The 15497-nt window shown below is 70.4% G+C and carries 14 protein-coding genes and 1 pseudogene; 5 read left to right on the forward strand and 10 right to left on the reverse strand.

Annotated elements, in window-relative coordinates; genetic code table 11:
- Positions 1-77 precede the first annotated feature (77 nt).
- The 5 genes from OG352_RS24605 to OG352_RS24625 all read right to left on the reverse strand — a co-directional run bounded on the left by OG352_RS24605 (position 78) and on the right by OG352_RS24625 (position 4363).
- Positions 78-659 (reverse strand): hypothetical protein, encoded by a 582-nt coding sequence (locus tag OG352_RS24605; RefSeq protein ID WP_329219830.1) that lies wholly within the window; start codon positions 657-659, stop codon positions 78-80.
- Positions 656-2053: a hypothetical protein gene (locus OG352_RS24610; RefSeq protein WP_329219832.1), complete on the reverse strand. Its 1398-nt coding sequence runs from the start codon at positions 2051-2053 to the stop codon at positions 656-658. The genes OG352_RS24605 and OG352_RS24610 overlap by 4 nt, the downstream gene beginning before the upstream one ends.
- Complete coding sequence (locus OG352_RS24615; RefSeq protein ID WP_329219833.1) at positions 2050-2886, reverse strand: ABC transporter ATP-binding protein; 837 nt, start codon at positions 2884-2886, stop codon at positions 2050-2052. Before OG352_RS24615 ends, OG352_RS24610 begins: the two co-directional genes overlap by 4 nt.
- A gap of 68 nt (positions 2887-2954) precedes the next feature.
- On the reverse strand, positions 2955-3815 hold the full coding sequence (locus OG352_RS24620) for a zf-HC2 domain-containing protein (RefSeq protein ID WP_329219835.1): 861 nt from the start codon (positions 3813-3815) through the stop codon (positions 2955-2957).
- On the reverse strand, positions 3812-4363 hold the full coding sequence (locus OG352_RS24625) for an RNA polymerase sigma factor (RefSeq protein WP_329219836.1): 552 nt from the start codon (positions 4361-4363) through the stop codon (positions 3812-3814). Before OG352_RS24625 ends, OG352_RS24620 begins: the two co-directional genes overlap by 4 nt.
- 209 nt (positions 4364-4572) lie before the next feature.
- Here OG352_RS24625 and OG352_RS24630 point away from each other — a divergent pair, with 209 nt between their 5' ends.
- Positions 4573-7176 carry a hypothetical protein gene (locus OG352_RS24630; RefSeq protein ID WP_329219839.1) on the forward strand — a complete coding sequence of 868 codons (2604 nt, stop codon included), beginning with the start codon at positions 4573-4575 and terminating at the stop codon, positions 7174-7176.
- Here OG352_RS24630 and OG352_RS24635 read toward each other — a convergent pair.
- The gene (locus tag OG352_RS24635) at positions 7153-9048 is read right to left on the reverse strand and encodes a hypothetical protein (RefSeq protein ID WP_329219840.1); all 1896 of its coding nucleotides are present in this window, start codon (positions 9046-9048) and stop codon (positions 7153-7155) included. The genes OG352_RS24630 and OG352_RS24635 overlap by 24 nt on opposite strands.
- 660 nt (positions 9049-9708) lie before the next feature.
- Between OG352_RS24635 and OG352_RS24640 the strand changes: the two genes are divergently transcribed.
- Positions 9709-10098 (forward strand): hypothetical protein, encoded by a 390-nt coding sequence (locus OG352_RS24640; protein ID WP_329219842.1) that lies wholly within the window; start codon positions 9709-9711, stop codon positions 10096-10098.
- On the opposite strand, the gene OG352_RS24645 is transcribed toward OG352_RS24640, so the two are convergent.
- From OG352_RS24645 to OG352_RS24660, 4 genes are all read right to left on the reverse strand, one after another.
- Positions 10047-10673 carry a hypothetical protein gene (locus tag OG352_RS24645; protein ID WP_329219843.1) on the reverse strand — a complete coding sequence of 209 codons (627 nt, stop codon included), beginning with the start codon at positions 10671-10673 and terminating at the stop codon, positions 10047-10049. The genes OG352_RS24640 and OG352_RS24645 overlap by 52 nt on opposite strands.
- Positions 10674-10746: 73 nt before the next feature.
- Positions 10747-12096, reverse strand: a complete 1350-nt coding sequence (locus tag OG352_RS24650) for a hypothetical protein (protein WP_329219844.1) — start codon at positions 12094-12096, stop codon at positions 10747-10749.
- A gap of 128 nt (positions 12097-12224) precedes the next feature.
- Entirely contained in the window at positions 12225-12434 is a 210-nt protein-coding gene (locus OG352_RS24655) for a DUF397 domain-containing protein (protein WP_329219846.1), read from the reverse strand.
- Positions 12434-13285, reverse strand: coding sequence for a helix-turn-helix domain-containing protein (locus tag OG352_RS24660; protein ID WP_329219847.1), 852 nt, complete (start codon positions 13283-13285; stop codon positions 12434-12436). Before OG352_RS24660 ends, OG352_RS24655 begins: the two co-directional genes overlap by 1 nt.
- A 204-nt stretch (positions 13286-13489) precedes the next feature.
- Here OG352_RS24660 and OG352_RS24665 point away from each other — a divergent pair, with 204 nt between their 5' ends.
- From OG352_RS24665 to OG352_RS24675, 3 genes and pseudogenes are all read left to right on the forward strand, one after another.
- On the forward strand, positions 13490-13927 hold the full coding sequence (locus tag OG352_RS24665) for an ATP-binding protein (protein ID WP_329219849.1): 438 nt from the start codon (positions 13490-13492) through the stop codon (positions 13925-13927).
- 23 nt (positions 13928-13950) lie between these two features.
- Positions 13951-14307, forward strand: a pseudogene (locus OG352_RS24670) (hypothetical protein); the annotation flags it as partial.
- 241 nt (positions 14308-14548) lie between these two features.
- Positions 14549-15442 carry a glycosyltransferase family 2 protein gene (locus OG352_RS24675; protein WP_329223946.1) on the forward strand — a complete coding sequence of 298 codons (894 nt, stop codon included), beginning with the start codon at positions 14549-14551 and terminating at the stop codon, positions 15440-15442.
- Positions 15443-15497 lie beyond the last annotated feature (55 nt).

Here is a 15497-nt window from a genome sequence, read left to right on the forward strand (position 1 = left end):
GCGGCTCGTCGGCAGTCCGTCTCCCGCGGCTCGGCGGCCGCCTCGACCAGCGAGATCCTGTCCTTCCGCCGGCCCGGTCACCGTCTAGGGCCCGCCACGGCGTAGGCCGCTGTGCCCGTGAGCAGGAGGGTCAGGGCCGTCCAGGTGGCCGTTGCCGTGTCGGGGGGTAGCAGCATCCAGGTTGCGATCCGCATCGGCGTGGTCGTCGGGGGTGGGGCGAAGAACGTGAACGAGAGCCAGGTGAACGGAAGTGTCCAGGCGTACTGGCCGCCCGTGAGCGCCGCGCCCAGGGCGATCAGGCCCGTCAGGCCCGCGCTGTCCCGGACGACGAACGCGGTGGTGGCCATGGGCTCGCCCATGGTCTGCACCGTCAGCAGCACCGCGGCGACGACCGCGCCCGCGAGCAGCACGTGCGCCGCTCGGCGGGGCGCCCAGCGGATCGCGGCCGTCCGGTCCAGGGCGAGGTCCTGCCCGCTGAGCCCGGTCGAGGCCGCCATCGCCCCCGTGGCGAGGACGAGCACGGGCAGCCGCGGATCACCGGGCACCCCGCCCCCGCCCCCGTCCCGGGCGAGTGCCCACACCGCCACCGCGCTGATCACCAGCGCGGCGAGCGACGCGGGTATCTGGCGCGAGCGTGCGTACAGCGTCAGCCATCTCACCGGGACGCACCGCCGGACAGCACGTCGAACGCGTCGCCCTCGCAGGAGAGCGCGGCGGCGCGCATCGCGTTGATCCGTGAGAGCTGTTCCGCCCGCGGTAGCGCCTTGAGTTGTCTCCACACCGAGCCGGCTTCGGCCATGGTCCGGGCACCCGGAGCCTGGACGGTTCCGTCGAGCGGCTCGAGGTCCCCGAGGACCCAGCCCGCCGCGACGGTCTGCGCGACGTCGTCTCCCGCCGTGTCGCCCCAGCCTGCGGGGGAGCACCCCGGCACCATGCCCTTGGCGATCAGCGCCCGGGTCAGTTCCTCGCCCTTCGCGGCGGCGGCGATGATGTCGTCGTCGAAGTCGAAGAGCAGGGTCTCGCGGGACCACCGTGGCGTGGCGCCGTCCGGCAGTACGGCGGTGTTCTCCCGGACCGAGACCGGCGCCTGGCCGCCCAGGGCGCCGTGCAGCAGGCGCAGCGCCTTCCGGCCGGGCTCCGCGAGGTCGGCGAGTCGCGCCTGCTGAGTCCTCGTCACGCACACCGGGCCGTCGCACACCAGCTCCGCGGCGGCCTCGTCCACGACGTACATCCGGCGCGGGTCGGAGGGGAGGACGAGCAGGGCGAGCGCCGCGCCCGCCAGGACGGGCGTCAGGGCGAGCAGCCGGGTGCGCGGGGTCGCGGCGACCAGCAGCGCGAAACCGGTCGCGGCCATGCCGAGCAGCCAGATCGTCTGCCCGACGTGCACGGAGGCGGAGAGCGTGACGAGCACGTTGTGCACCTCCTCCACCGCCGGTGACAGCAGCGAGACCCGGTTCGGCTCCGTGATCGGGACCCCCGTCGCCGTGGTCGTCTCCGTCCGGCCCAACGACATGTACATGAGGGCCGTGAACACGAAGGCGCCCATGGCCAGCGCGGGCGGGGTGAGCGCGGACGGCAGGGCCCGCGCGGCCCCCATGCCCAGCACGGCCCCCGCGACGAGGAAGAGCGCCCCCACCAGCGAGATCGGCAGCCACCCGAGGTGCGTGTACTCGGTGTGGGCGAGCACCTGGACCCCGCCCACGAGGACGAGGAGCCCGAAAGCCGAGGTCAGCGTGATCGCCGTCGTGCCAGCCGTCGTGGCCGCGCGGTGCCAGGCGGGGCGCGGCGTGCTCGTCAGCAGCTCGGACATCCTCGAGCGGTGGTCGCGCAGGCCCTGGAGCGCCCCGAGCCCCACGGTGAGCGGCCACAGGTAGAACAGCAGGGAGCGGGTCCACAGGGCCATGGACGTCCACTGGGCCGTCCACGCCGTGGTGCCCCGCCACCACGCGGAGTCCGGCAGGTACAGGAACGCCAGCGCCGCCGTCAGGACCACGGCGCCGGCCCACGGGGCGACGGAGCGCCTCAGCTCGATACGCAGGACACGGACGTTCACCAAGTGCCCCTTCCCTGCTCGGGGTTGAGGAGCAGCGCCGAGTAGCCGCGCTCCAGGGGGCTGTCGCCCTCGTGCTCGGAGCCGCCCACCGCGGCCAGTTCGTCGGGGGTGCCCTGGAAGACCAGTCGTCCCTCGGCGAAGAGCACCACGTCGGTGCAGGCGGCGGCGACGTCCTCCACCAGATGGGTCGAGACGACCACGCAGGTGTCCGTGCCCAACTCCTGGAGCAGCTCGCGGAAGCGCAGCCGCTGAGCCGGGTCCAGGCCGGCCGTCGGCTCGTCGAGGAGCAGGATCGCCGGGTCGTTGACGATGGCCTGGGCGATGCCGACCCTGCGCACCATGCCGCCCGACAGGGCCTTCATCCTGTCGTCGGCGCGGTCCGCCAGACCCACCCGCTCCACGGCGCGCTGCACCGCCGCGGGGATGTCCGACTTCGGCACCTCCTTCAGCCAGGCCATGTACTCGACGAACTCACGCACGGTGAAGCGCTTGTAGTAGCCGAACTCCTGCGGCAGATAGCCGATCCGACGGCGCAGCGCACGGTGCTCGCCCGCGCCGCCCATACCGCTCACGCCGCGCACGCCGCCCACGGACTCGCCGAGCAGCTCCAGGCCGCCCTCGGTGGGGCGCAGCACGGTGGCCAGCGCCCGGATGAGGGTGGTCTTGCCCGCCCCGTTGGGGCCGAGGAGTCCGTGGACGCCGGTGCCCAGCGACAGGTCGAGCCCGTCGACGGCCATCCGTTTCCTGCCGACCCTGACCTTCAGCCCGGTGGCCTGGATCTCCCAGGCGTAGGCAGTCGGCGCGATGTCGGCCGCGCTCACAGGGGACGTCATGTCAGCTTCCCTTCCGATGTTCTTCCCGATGTTTCCGATGTTTCCGATGTTTCCGACGTTTCCGATGGTCATCGATGGGCTCCCAGCACGGAGTACGCGCCTCTGCGGGCGATCACGACACCGACGCCGAGCGCGAGGATCAGCCCCCACACGGGCAGCCCGTCCGTCTGCAGGGCGAACGTCGTACGGCCGTCGGCCAGGGTCGGCGCCACGATCACGGCGGCCCATACGGCGGCCAGCGCGACGGCGGCGCGGGTCACCCCGACGACACCGCCGAGCGCCAGCGTCGTCGCCGTGAAGGCCAGACAGGGCAGCAGCCACTGAGCCACCATCACCCCCGTCACCCATCCGCCCACCAGCAGCGCGGGGACGACCACACCGAGCACGGACGCGGTGCGCCGCAGCACCAGATAGAGCCCGGCCCTGGGCACGGAGGCCGTCAGCTCGTACGCCGGGTCCAGACCGCGCGACCAGGACGCCGCGACGCCGAGCACGGGCAGGACCGGCGCGAACAGGAGCACCAGCGACACCCCTCCGGAGCCGGAGCCGGAGACGAGGTTGGGGCCGGAGCCGGAGCCGGAGCCGGTGTCGACGAGGTCGAGCAGCAGGGCGAGCAGCGTCACGCCGACGACCATGGCCAGCCACGGCGCCATCGTGGGCGTCAGCCACCTCGACAGCCGTGCCGACCAGCGCCGTCCGCGCGGCATCGTCGCGGTGACGGCGACCCGGGGTTCGAGGCCGGACCACACGGTGCCGACCAGCGCCGCCACGGCGGGCGCCTCGGCCCCGACAGCGGCGGACAGCCGGTCACGGCACCCCCGGCACGCCTCCAGATGGGCCTCCAGGGCCCACACCTCGTCGACGGCGAGGTCCGTGTCGCCGCGCGCGTACCCCTCGATGATCCGCGTCGCCGCGTGTTCCACACTCATGCCAGCGCCCTCCGCATCGCGATCCGGGCCCGGCGGGCACGGGTCTTGACCGTGCCCTCGGGCAGCCCGAGCAGGACCGCGGTCTCCCGGACGGACAGCCCGTCCAGCACCATGGCCTGCAGTACCTGTCTCAGCTCCGGCGCGAGGCACCGCAGCGCGTCCCCGACGTCACCGCCGACGGTCGCCGCGAGCGCCTCCTCCTCGGCGGCGGGCGCCGCGTGGGCGGGAGCGGCGGCCGGCGGCGGCTCGGCATGGTGGGCCCTCCGCCGGAAGGCGTCGACGAGGCGGCGTGCCGCGATCGTCCACAGCCATCCGACGGCCGTCCCGCCCACCGAGGCCCCCGCGAACGCGCCCGCCGCACGCCACACCGACAGATACGTCTCCTGCATGACCTCGGCGACGACCTGCTCGTCCGCGCAACGACGGCGCAGCCGCACCGCCATCCACGGCGACGTACGCCGGTACAACTCCTCGAACGCGGCACGGTCGCCCTTCGCCACCAGCCGGACGAGACGCTCCTCGTCCACCTCGTGCAGCGCTGCCCTCACTGATCTCACACCCGCTAGACGCCCGAGCAGGGCCGCGGGTTTTCCTCCGGATGTGATCCACGCCACATGCGGGAAGGCTCGTGGGGCTGTGCGGTTCGCTGAAGGCGATGTCGGGGACGGGTGGGTGAGATCTTCTGTGCGCCGATCGGGAGCCGATAGTGTGGACGGGCCGGTTCGGGGCTGTTCAAGGGGGTTGGGCAGGAGTGGAGTTGGGGCAGTTGGCCGCGTCCGTCGCGATGGCCGTGGCAGGGGCGATCGGCAACGACGCGTATACCGCGTTGAAGACGCGGGTGGGGGCGTTCCTCGGGCGGGGCGGGCGGGAGCGGGAGGACGTCTTCCTCGTAGGGCTCACAGAGTTGCGAAGCGATCTGGTCCTGGCCCGTGAGAGGGGCGACGAGGCCGGCGCGGCGAACTCGGCAGCGGCGATCGAACGGCTCGTGAGCGGCGAACTCGACCTACTGCTCACGGAACAGCCCTCCCTGGCAGGCGAGTTGAGGGACCTGCACGCCGAGGCGGGGAACACTGTCACCAACGGCACCCTGGTGGTGGGCGGTCACACGCAGGTGTCGAATGTGTACAACCATTACAACCACTACTACGACGGGGGCCCGTCAGCCCCACGGCAGGCCGCTCCGGGCGCTCCGGCCGTTCCGGGTGCTTCGGGTGTTTCGGCGCCGGTGCCCCGAATCGCTCTGTCGCCGACGAACCACTACCAGAACAACGCCGACTTGCTCCTGCGGATGGACGCCGTGTGGGCGGAGCGCCGGGCCGCCGGGGTTTCCACCGTGCTGTACCTGCTGGGTGTGCCGGGTATCGGGACGTCGTCCGTCGCGCGCGAGTGGCTGCGCCGACACCAAAGCGACCTGGCGGGGCCTCAGTTGCGGGCGTCGCTCGGCAGGGACGCCTGGGGCAACCTGCCGGAGCCCTCGGCGGTCCTGGAGCGCTGGTTCCGTGAACTGGGAGTCCCGGCGGGTGACGTGCCCGCCGGCCCCGGTGACCGGTCGGAGTACTTCCGCAGACTCGCCGCCCGTGGCCCGATCGTCGTGCTGCTCGAGGACGTCGTGGTCGCCTCGCAGGTCGAACCGCTGCTGCCGGGCACGCCGGGCAGCGTGGTGCTCATCACCAGCCACTCCCGGCTGCCTCAACTCGTCCGCACCGTCGGTGCGGAGCCGTTCGCGATGGGCCCCCTGGATCCCGTACACAGCCGGAAGCTGCTGGTCGGCGTCGGCAGGCTCGGAGACGACGCGGCGGCGTACGAGAGGGAACTGGACCTGATCACCGACGGGTGCCGCGGTCTCCCTCTCGCGCTGTGCATCGCCGGGGCGCAGTTGGCCGTCGGCCATGCCGGCAGGGTGCGGGAGCTGGCGGCCGAACTGTCCGACCGGACGACCAGAATGGAAGTGCTCGACACGGACGACGAGATCTCCGCGGCTCTGGACCCCGGCTATCGCGGTCTCGCCCCGGACGCCGCGCATCTCTACCGCTGCATCGGCCTGCACCCCGCCGAGGAGTTCGAGGCGGATGTCGTACGGGCCATGCTCCCGGACCTGGACACCGCCGCGCGGAACAGGGTTCTTCGGCAGTTGACCGCCGCGAACCTGATCGAGCCGACCGGGAGCGGCGGTTACCGGGTGTGCCACCACATCGTCCACGACCACGCGCTCGCGTGCGCCCTCGCCGACGAACCGGCCGAGGTCCGCGAGGCGGTGCTGGACCGGATCATCGCGCACTACCTGGAGTTCGCGGAACGCGCGGAGGCGGCTCTGTCCTCCCGCCACCGGCATGATCCGGCAGGTACGTACGCGGCTTACGCGCCCACGGGGACCGTTGACGCGCCGGCCGTGATCGCGGGTCTGGAGCGACGCCGCGAGAGCCTGGAGAACGTGGTACGCCTCGCTCACGAGAAGGGCCGGCACGACCAGACCTGGCGGCTGGCCCAGGGGCTGCACACGTTCCACCTGAAATGCGGCCTGCACACTCCCTGGATCTCGACGCACGAACTGGCGCTGAAGTCGGCCCACGAATGCCGCGACCAACAGGCCATCGCCCGGATGCACTTCGAGCTCGGCTTCGCTCGTCTCGATCGGTGGAGCACACACCAGGGTGATCCGCGGGCGGCCCGCGAGTGCTTCGAGCGCGCGCTCGAACTCGTCCGTCCGGCCGACGGCAGTGCCACCGAAGGCCAGCGGCGGACGGAGTCCAGCGTGCTGGAGGGACTCGGCCTGGTGGAACGCGGACTGGGCAATCCCGCCGTCGCCCTGGACTACTACGCCCTGGGGCTGGACGCGCTGAACGGCATCGACCACAAGCGCGGCCGAGCCCTCTTCGCCCTCCACCGGGGAGTGGCCTGCACCGATCTGCGACGTCATGACGAGGCGGCCCGGGAACTGCGCTCCGCCCGCGAACAGTTCGCGGACCTGCCGGTGCCCGACCCCTACAACGAGGCCCGTGCCCTGACCCGGTACGCCGAGAGCCGGCGAGCCGCCGAGCAGCCGGACGAGGCCGTGCGGGCGCTCGACGACGCGATCGAGATCATGACCGTGAACGGTCCGCCGTACCAGCGGGCCGGGATCCTCCTGCTCAGGGGGGATCTGCTGAGTGCGCGGGGCGACCGCGCACGGGCGACGCTGGACTGGGTCACGGCGGGCGAGCTGTTCCGCGAGGCGAACAGCCTGCGGGCGCAGGAGGCGGACCAGCGCCTTGCCGACGGATCGGGGACGGCCGACGAGAACGGCCCACAGGACGGTGACCGGCCACAGGACGGTGACCGGCCACAGGACGGGGACGGTTCACAGGACGGTGACGTCGAGTAGACCGGTGAGGCCGGATAGGACGGTGACGTCGGGTCGGCCGGTGGCGTCAGGTCGGCCGGTGAGGCCGGGTAGGCCGGTGACGTCGGGTAGGCCGGTGACGTCGGGTAGGCCGGTTTCGGGCTTCGGGCCGATCGCCACCTGGACGCACGCCGGGCCGGGGCCGCTCATGGTGGCCATCGCGTGGTCGTGGACCACCGAGGCCGCGATGGCGGCCGACGTCCACGAGGGGCGCTCGCCACACCAGCGGGCGCGCAGGCGTACGCCGTCCCGCAGCAGCGCCAGGCAGCCGTCCTCGGGTTCCTCGACGGCGAGCAACGCGCACCCGGGGTGGCGCGCTGCGATGTTCTCCCAGCTCACCGTCCCGGCCGCGTGGTGCGGTCGACCGAGCGGGAGAAGCAGTACGTCCGCGGAGCGGGGCCAGGCGGCGTCCGGGTCGTCGATGTCCGCCACGAGGTGTGTCCCCGCCAGATGCCGTTCCATGGTGCGGCGCTGCATGGGCGCGGGATAGCGGCGTACCGTGGTCCGGCCCTCTTCGGAGGCGACCGACACGTACACCGGACGCTGTACGGGGGAGGACAGTCCGACCGGCACGGCGGAGGGCACGGGCACCAGTCGTGGCCTGGCGGGTGTCACGGGCTCGGGAAGTTCGAGCCATTGATAGAACAGGCGCCGTAGCAGGACGGCCGATTCCCCGGGCCGTGACGTCACGGTCTCGCGCAGCCGACGCAGTTCCGCGCTGTTGCGCTGGGCTGAGGCCGCTTCCTCGATCTGCGGGAGGAAAGGCCGGTGAGCGGAAAGCCGGGGAAGTATCTCACCGAGACGAGCCATGGGGGACTGAAGGGCCACCTTCGACTCCGCGAAAGCACCCAGGATCGTGGGAATTCCCAACGCGATTCCGTACATGGTCAAAGAGCCGTGGTCGCCAAGGATTCCGTCTGCCGCGATGAGCGCGGACTTCCAGGTTTCCGTGTCCGGCATCGGAAGCAGCAGCCCGTGCTCCGTGAGCGGCGCCAGCCAGTTCTGTAGCTGCCAGGCGCCGTGGCCGTAGAAGGCGTTCGGGTGGATCGCCGCCAGAACACGGGTTTCATCGACCGGCAGTTCCGCAAGGGCGCGACGGAGGACGTCCGCGTCGCTTCTGTCCGACCCCAGGATCGATCCGCGTCCCCACGTGGACGAGACCACGACGAGTTTCTGGTCCGGACGGATTCCCAGGGCTCGCCGGTAGTCCTCACGGAACGGAACGCTCGCTCGCAGTTGATCGAAACACGGATCACCCGCGACCACGCTCACTGCGACAGCTTGAGGGCAACTGACGGCCAGCCGTTCGCGTTGCTCATCGTGAGAGAGAATGATCGCCGACGGTATGACCCGTCCCTCATGCATCAACCATTCGGGCGTCAGGCCGAAGGCTTCCCGCTTCCCGCTTCCCGCTTCCCGCTTCCCGCTTCCCGCTTCCCGCTTCCCGCTTCCCGCTTCCCGCTTCCCGCTTCCCGCTTCCCGCTGCAATTGTTTATTATATCCCGAACCGTGCGGTGCGCCGATCAACGGTGTTTTCAGATGGTGCAGGTCTCCGCCGCGGCTTGTGGCGATCGCCATGTCGAATTTGTGAATCGTTGCTTCTTCCCAAGGTATGTGCAGCATTCCCCGGGAGGTGAAGAATTCAAGGGTTCCTTCGTCCAGAGTGGACGATTCGGTACAGGTGAAGACCGTCTGGACGCGCCGGTCGCCCTCGAACGCGGTGAGCAGGTCGAGCAGTCGGGTCGCGGACGTGATGTTGTGGACCACGCCGAGAACGGTCCGCTCCGCCGCCACGCTCACCCAGCGCTCGTTGTCCACCGCTATCGGCAATGGCAGCCGCCCTGCACCGCGCACGTTTCGCTCCCCACTACACCCTGCGTGATCTCGCCAGACGATAACGTGCCGCCGCGCTCGCGGGACGCCGAGGGTCTTGGGGTTCCCGGGGGCCGGATCCTCCCAGGTGAGGTGATACGAAAATGGTCAACGGCGTTGATCTGGCGCTGAGTTGCTGCTGTCTGGAGGAAACGTGGCTGTGGAGAACAGTCACGGCAGCTGTAGTTCCAGCGTCTGCGCTGGTCGGCGTGCTGCCGGGGCGGGTGCGGGCATGAGTACGGCCACCGTGATCATGAACGTTTGTGACGACGTATCAAGACGCGGTGGCCGTGGAAACAACGATGGCCGAGCGGGCCACCCTCCGTACCGAGTGGATCAATTGTCAACGCGCCTTTCATGTAGTGGAGTTGGGCGCATAAGCGCTGAACAAGCGCAAACCCACCGGGGTACCGAGGGCGGAGTGAAGGTGTTCACCGGCATGTGAAGTGCCGTTTAACGCATTGGTAATTGGACGCATATGACCGGCGTCACAACGCGTTGTGGTCGCTGCGTTGAGTGGGAAGTCCCATACATGGCTGACGAAACCGACCGGGCGACGTCGCCGCTGAACTGCCGTACGGCTCCGGTCGGTTGCCGTGATGCCCGTACCGTGGCGGTACGTGCTGAGAAAGGGGTTCTGGTATGGCCGATGAGCGGGTCCACCCCGAGCTGATCCGCGACGAGGATCCCTGGCCGTCCGTCCACGGCCGGCGCGGCCACGCGCATGTACGGGTGTGGCGGACGGCGCCGGATCAGGTGACCGTGGTGCTCAGCGGCCGGGGCCCCGAGTACCACCCGGAGACGGTGCTTCCCCCGCTCCGCGCCGAATACCCGGACGACACCGTCGACTTCTTCCTCCACCGCCCGACGGACTGGGGCTCCCTCGGCTACTACGCGGAGCTGACGTCCGGCGACGACGGGACGGTGACCCGGACGGTCATCGCGGGAGACAGCCTCGCCGCCCGCCTCGGCCCCGCCCTCTACGAGACGGAGGACCCGGACGACGAGTCGACCGGCTGGGGCGGCGCCTGAGCCACCCAGAAACGGCCGGGCCGGCGGGGTACCAGTTCCACAAAAAGGTGACACTCCCGGTAGGAAGTGTCACCTTTGTGGAACTGGTACCCGGCGGGGTCAGCCCAGTTGTTTCGTCGTGGTGTCGCCGGTGGCCCGCAGGGTCGTCGCGGCGCCGACGGCGGTGGCTCCGCCCTTGAGTACTTGCGGGGGTTCGGGGAGGCGTTGCCGGCCGAGTCGTATTCCTTGACGTACAGGGTGTTCGGACCGGCGGAGGGCGGCTGGACCCCGGTGACGGTGGCCGACTTGCAGGACGACGTGGCACCGCCCGTCGTGCCCTGCTTGCCGTTCGCGCAGACGTAACCGGCGTAGCTGGTGGAGTTGATGGAGTAGGCGAAGGCGCAGAACTTCCGCGTCCAGGCCGCCGACACCGACAAGAACGGCACGGTCGAGGACGCCACGATCGGCTCGCTCGTCGTCGGCGGACGCTGCGTCCAGCCGAACGGCACCGCGGCCGGCACCGCGGCCGGCGCGGCGGCCCTCGTCCAGGCCTGCGACAGCACGGTGGCGGCACAGCGCTGGCAGACACTGAGCACGGGCCAGATCAAGCACGTGTCGACGGGCCTGTGCCTGTCGACCGATCCCGGGCGGGGTTTCTTCGTGCGTCTCTCAGGCGGACGGGTTGACGATCACCTTGGCCGAGTTGTTCCTGGTCTTCGGGTCGAAGGTGGTGGACGCGTCGGAGTGGGGGTGGACGATGACGCGGCCCGTGGCGTCGGGGACGACACGGTCGATGCGCAGTTGGAAGGGGAAGCCGACCTTCAGGTCCGGCTTGGCCCACATCGGCAGGGTGCAGGCGTAGTGGCCGACGGCCGGGTCGTCGCCGGACGTCCAGGCGGTGTGGCAGGTGGCGGGCACGGACGTGGCGGTGGTGCCCGGCGGGAGGTAGTAGTCGATCACGGCGACCGGGTCGCCGGAGCTGACGTTGCCGACCCAGGCCGGGCCGTGGTTGGCGAAGCGGAAGCCGGCGGTGACGGTGTCACCGGCCGCGCCGCTCACCTTGGTGCCGCGCACGGCGAAGTCGGCGGTGTTGTCGGCGCCGATGTGCCAGGAGCGGCCGTTGTCCGAGCCGTCGAGGTCGGTGACGTCGCCGCCGGGCTGGACCTCGTAGTCGAACCGCTCGTACAGCGCGTGGTCGGTCACGGCGAGCCGCAGCGGCTCGGGCAGCTCCACCGTGGCGCCCGGCGCGACGTCGGTGTCGAAGGCGCACGTCACGTACGTCATGGGCGTGTACTCGCCGCCGTCGTCCGGCCCGGTGTAGGTGCACTGCGGGTAGCGGGTGACGACGTCGAGGCCGTACGTCGCCCACATCTTCACGCTGAAGCCGTGGGCGGTCTCGTTGCCGGTGTTGGTGACGGCGAACGGCACGGTGAGGCCGGCGCCGGGCGCGACGCCGGTGACGTCCTGCGGGGCGCTGACACCGAGGTCCGGGCCCGAGCCGACGGTGACGGACGTCGCCGCGGAGTCCTCCGGGGCGACGAGCGTGCCGTCGGGTCCGCCGGTGGCCTCGGCGGAGTACGCGATCGAACCCTGCGCTCCCACGGCGGCGCCGACCGCGGCCCGCACCTTCAACTGCACCTGCGCGCTGTAGCGGGTGGGCACGTCCCCGGTGTCGCACACGGCGACGGTGCCGGCGTCGTCCGGCGCGCAGTTGCCGGGCCAGACCACCTCGGCGACCCCGGCCAGCCCGGAGACGTCGACGGTCAACCGCCCAGCGGTCACGGTGAAGTTGTCGTTGTCGTGGTACAGGCCGAGCGCCAGCGACCGGTACTGCGCCGCACCGCCGTCCGGAGCGACGGTGACCGCCTGGTCGTACGGCGCCTGGATCCACAACTGATCGCTCTGCGCCGCGTCGTCGGCGAAGGCGACCCCGCTCCCGAGACCGGCGACGACCAACGCCCCTACGGCTGCGGCACATGCCCCGCGACGCAGCACGCGCCCGACGGAGACAGAACTCATGAAATCCCCCAGATGGAACAGAAGAGACCCCGGTAAGTGACCGACACCGGGCGCGAGTTGGACGACCTGCGGGGACGGAAGGTTGTAGGCGAGGGGCGCGTGGTGCGTGGTTCTTACCGTCTTCTTGATCAATCGGTGAGCGGGGCGGGTGCGGAGCGTATGCCTGCCAGGAGGTGTGCGAGGGTGGTGGGGGTGGTGGTGAGGATCGTGGTGGGGGTGTCGCTCTCGCGGAGGTGGAGAGTGGTGGGGGCGGAGGCGAGTTCGAGGCAGTTGTTGCCGTCGCCGAAGCCTGAGAAGGACGACTTCTGCCAGTTGTCGGGGGGCGTCGTAGCGCGCATCACAGTTCCTTGGCCAGCCTGTGGATGAAGTCACGCGAACGTTCGGGGTTCAGTGACACTGCTTCCACCTTACGGAGAAGCGTTCGAAGCGCGCTGAGTTGAGCCTCCGAGTCCATGTAGCCCGTGCCATGGGGTGTGTCACGCAATGCGGTGTCCAGCTTGGGCACGGTCCCTCCCGCGTACCCCATCGCACTTCCGGCGCCGGCGAAGCCGTCCAGGTCGAAGGGGATGACACGCACGCTGACCTGGTCCGTTTCGGAGAGTTCCAGGACGCGGGCGAGCTGAACGCGTGAAGCGGCCCGGTCGCCGACTCTGATGCGCAGCGCCGACTCGTGGATCACCGCTTCGTAGGGGATCGGGGTCGGGCCCTCGATGACGACCTTTCGGTCCATCCGGTGGCGGACACGCAACTCAAGTTCACCGTAAGGCAGTTCCGGGATTCTGTAGGAGAAGAGGGCGCGGGTGTAGGCCTCCGTCTGAAGCAGGCCGGGGATGTACAGGAACTCCACGTCGTGCCGGTAGGTGGCGTGGTGCTCCAGTTCGGCGAGGTCCAGGAAGGACATGGGCAGCAGCCCCCGGTACTTTTCCCACCAGCCGTGCGTCCTCTCGGTGGCCATCGCGACCAGGGCGTCGATGAACGCCTCGTCCATGCAGGCGTAATGCGCGGCGAGGCTCCGCAACCGCTTCTCGCTCACGCCGGTGAGGCCGTATTCGATCTGGTTGATCTGTGCGGAGCTCACCCCGAGCAGCGCTGCTGCCCCGCGGCCATTGAGGCCCGCAGCCTCGCGGAGCCTGCGTAGTTCGACCGCCAACCGCAGCTGACGTGCTGTTGGCTCGCGCCGCAACCCCATTGACCGCTCCTCCCAACATGTCCGTAAGCGCGACTCGTTCGGGTGTCAGGTTACGCGATCCGCTTGCTCAACCTTGAATTCAATGTCTACCCTCGGTGATGCAAGGTGCACGCTGCGGAAGCGCACCGCTCCGTCCTGCCATGACGGCTGAGGCATGCCACCGCGCGCAATCCCAACTCCCCACCCCCGCCTTGGAGCTGCCCCATGCCCGAAACCGCTCCCGCTCTCACCCCCGCTCCCGCCCCCGACTCCTGGGAGTACTCCCTCTACATCCCCCACGACCCCAGAGCCGTCACCGTCTGCCGTCTCACCCTCCGCCCGATCCTCACCATCCACGGCCTCGCCGGACTCCTCGACACCGCCGAACTCCTCGCGTCCGAGCTGATCACCAACTCCGTACTCCACACCAAGGGCCCCGCCTGCCTACGCCTCCGCTTCCGGGACGGCGTCCTCCAGATCGGCGCGTGGGACGCGGACCCCGAACCGCCCGAGCCGCCGCGGCGGTTGGAGGAGCTCGGGGACGCGGAGAACGGCCGGGGCATGGCACTCATCCGGGCGTGCTCCGACCTCTGGCACTGGCAGCCGCTGTCCCGGATGGGGCATCGGGGCAAGTTGGTGTGGTGCGAACTGAACGCGGCGTAGCTCGTTGATCACGTAGGACAGAACGGACCATCGACCGCGACAGCGCCGCGGCGCTCGTGCAGTTCGTCGACTCGTGCCTGACGGATCCTCAGGCGCAGCGGATGTGGAGGGACCTCATGACCGCAATGCAGTACTTCTGGCGACACCCCCTCGCAGAGGAGGTACGTGAACAAGGCCGTGAACAAGGGCGTGAAGAAGGCCGAGTCGCAGACCGGGCTGACATGACGCTTCGCATCCTGGAATGGCGTGGCATCCCCGTGCCGGACGCCGTCCGCGAGCGCGTCGAGTCCTGCACCGACCTCGACCGGCTCACCACCTGGTCGCAGCGCGCGGTCCACGCCACCACCGCCGACGACCTGTTCGACGGCGAACGTTCCTGACACCGCTACCGACGCCGACCTCCTCCCCCACCCCTAACGGGGGAGGAGGACTGGTCCGGGCTGAAGTTCGCTCGACGAGGGAAGAACAGGAAGAAAACGGAAAGTGAAGGAGTCGGCGTCAGGACAACGTCCACCCTTGAGGCAACATCTAGATGAACGACGGTCAGGTGAACGGCGGATCCCAGGCACCCGGGACGCGGCCGCCGTCGCGGGCCGGACGGAGCGAGGGACGTTGAAGAAGCTGGTGGAGCCGAGGATCGCCGTTGCCGTGGTCACCATGGGGAACCGGCCCGCCGAGGTCGACGCCCTGCTGGAGTCGGTGGCCAAGCAGGATCTGGCCCCCGCGCGCATCGTGATCGTCGGCAACGGCTGCACGCTCCCCGACTTCGCCCACCGCCTCTCGCTGCCCGGCGAGGTCACCACGATCGACCTCGACGAGAACCTCGGCTGCCCCGGCGGCCGCAACGTCGCCCTCGCCCGCCTCCGCGCATACGGCGACGTGGACGTCGTCGTCGAACTGGACGACGACGGGCTGCTCGTCGACGCCGACGTCCTGCGCCGCGTCCGCGACCTGTACGTCGCCGACCCCGGCCTCGGCATCGTCGGCTTCCGCATCGCCGACGAGCACGGCGAGACCCAGCGCCGGCACGTGCCGCGCGTCGGGGCCGCCGATCCGATGCAGGGCGGGTACGTCACCGGGTTCCTCGGCGGCGGCCACGCGCTGAGCATGGCCATGCTCGCCGAGACCGGCGACTGGCCCGCCGAGTTCTTCTTCGCGCACGAGGAGACCGACCTCGCCTGGCGGGCCACGGACGCCGGCTGGAAGATCCTCTACGCGCCCGAGCTGCTGCTCCAGCACCCCAAGACCTCGCCCGCCCGGCACGCCATCTACCACCGGGTGACCGCCCGCAACCGGGTCTGGCTCGTCCGGCGGAATCTTCCGCTGCCCCTCATCCCCGTCCACCTGGGCGTCTGGATCGCCGTCACCCTCCTGCGCACCCGCTCGCCCGGCGGCCTGAAGGCCTGGTTCGCCGGGTTCGCGGAGGGCGTACGGAAACCGGCGGGCGCGCGGCGGCCCATGAAGTGGCGGACCGTGTGGCAACTGACCCGGCTCGGCCGACCCCCGGTCATCTGACCGACCACCACCTCCGCCGCCACTACCGTCACCGCCACCACTACCGCAGCCGACG

It is taken from the genome of Streptomyces sp. NBC_01485 (assembly GCF_036227125.1).
In the GTDB taxonomy this organism is placed as follows: Bacteria; Actinomycetota; Actinomycetes; order Streptomycetales; family Streptomycetaceae; genus Streptomyces.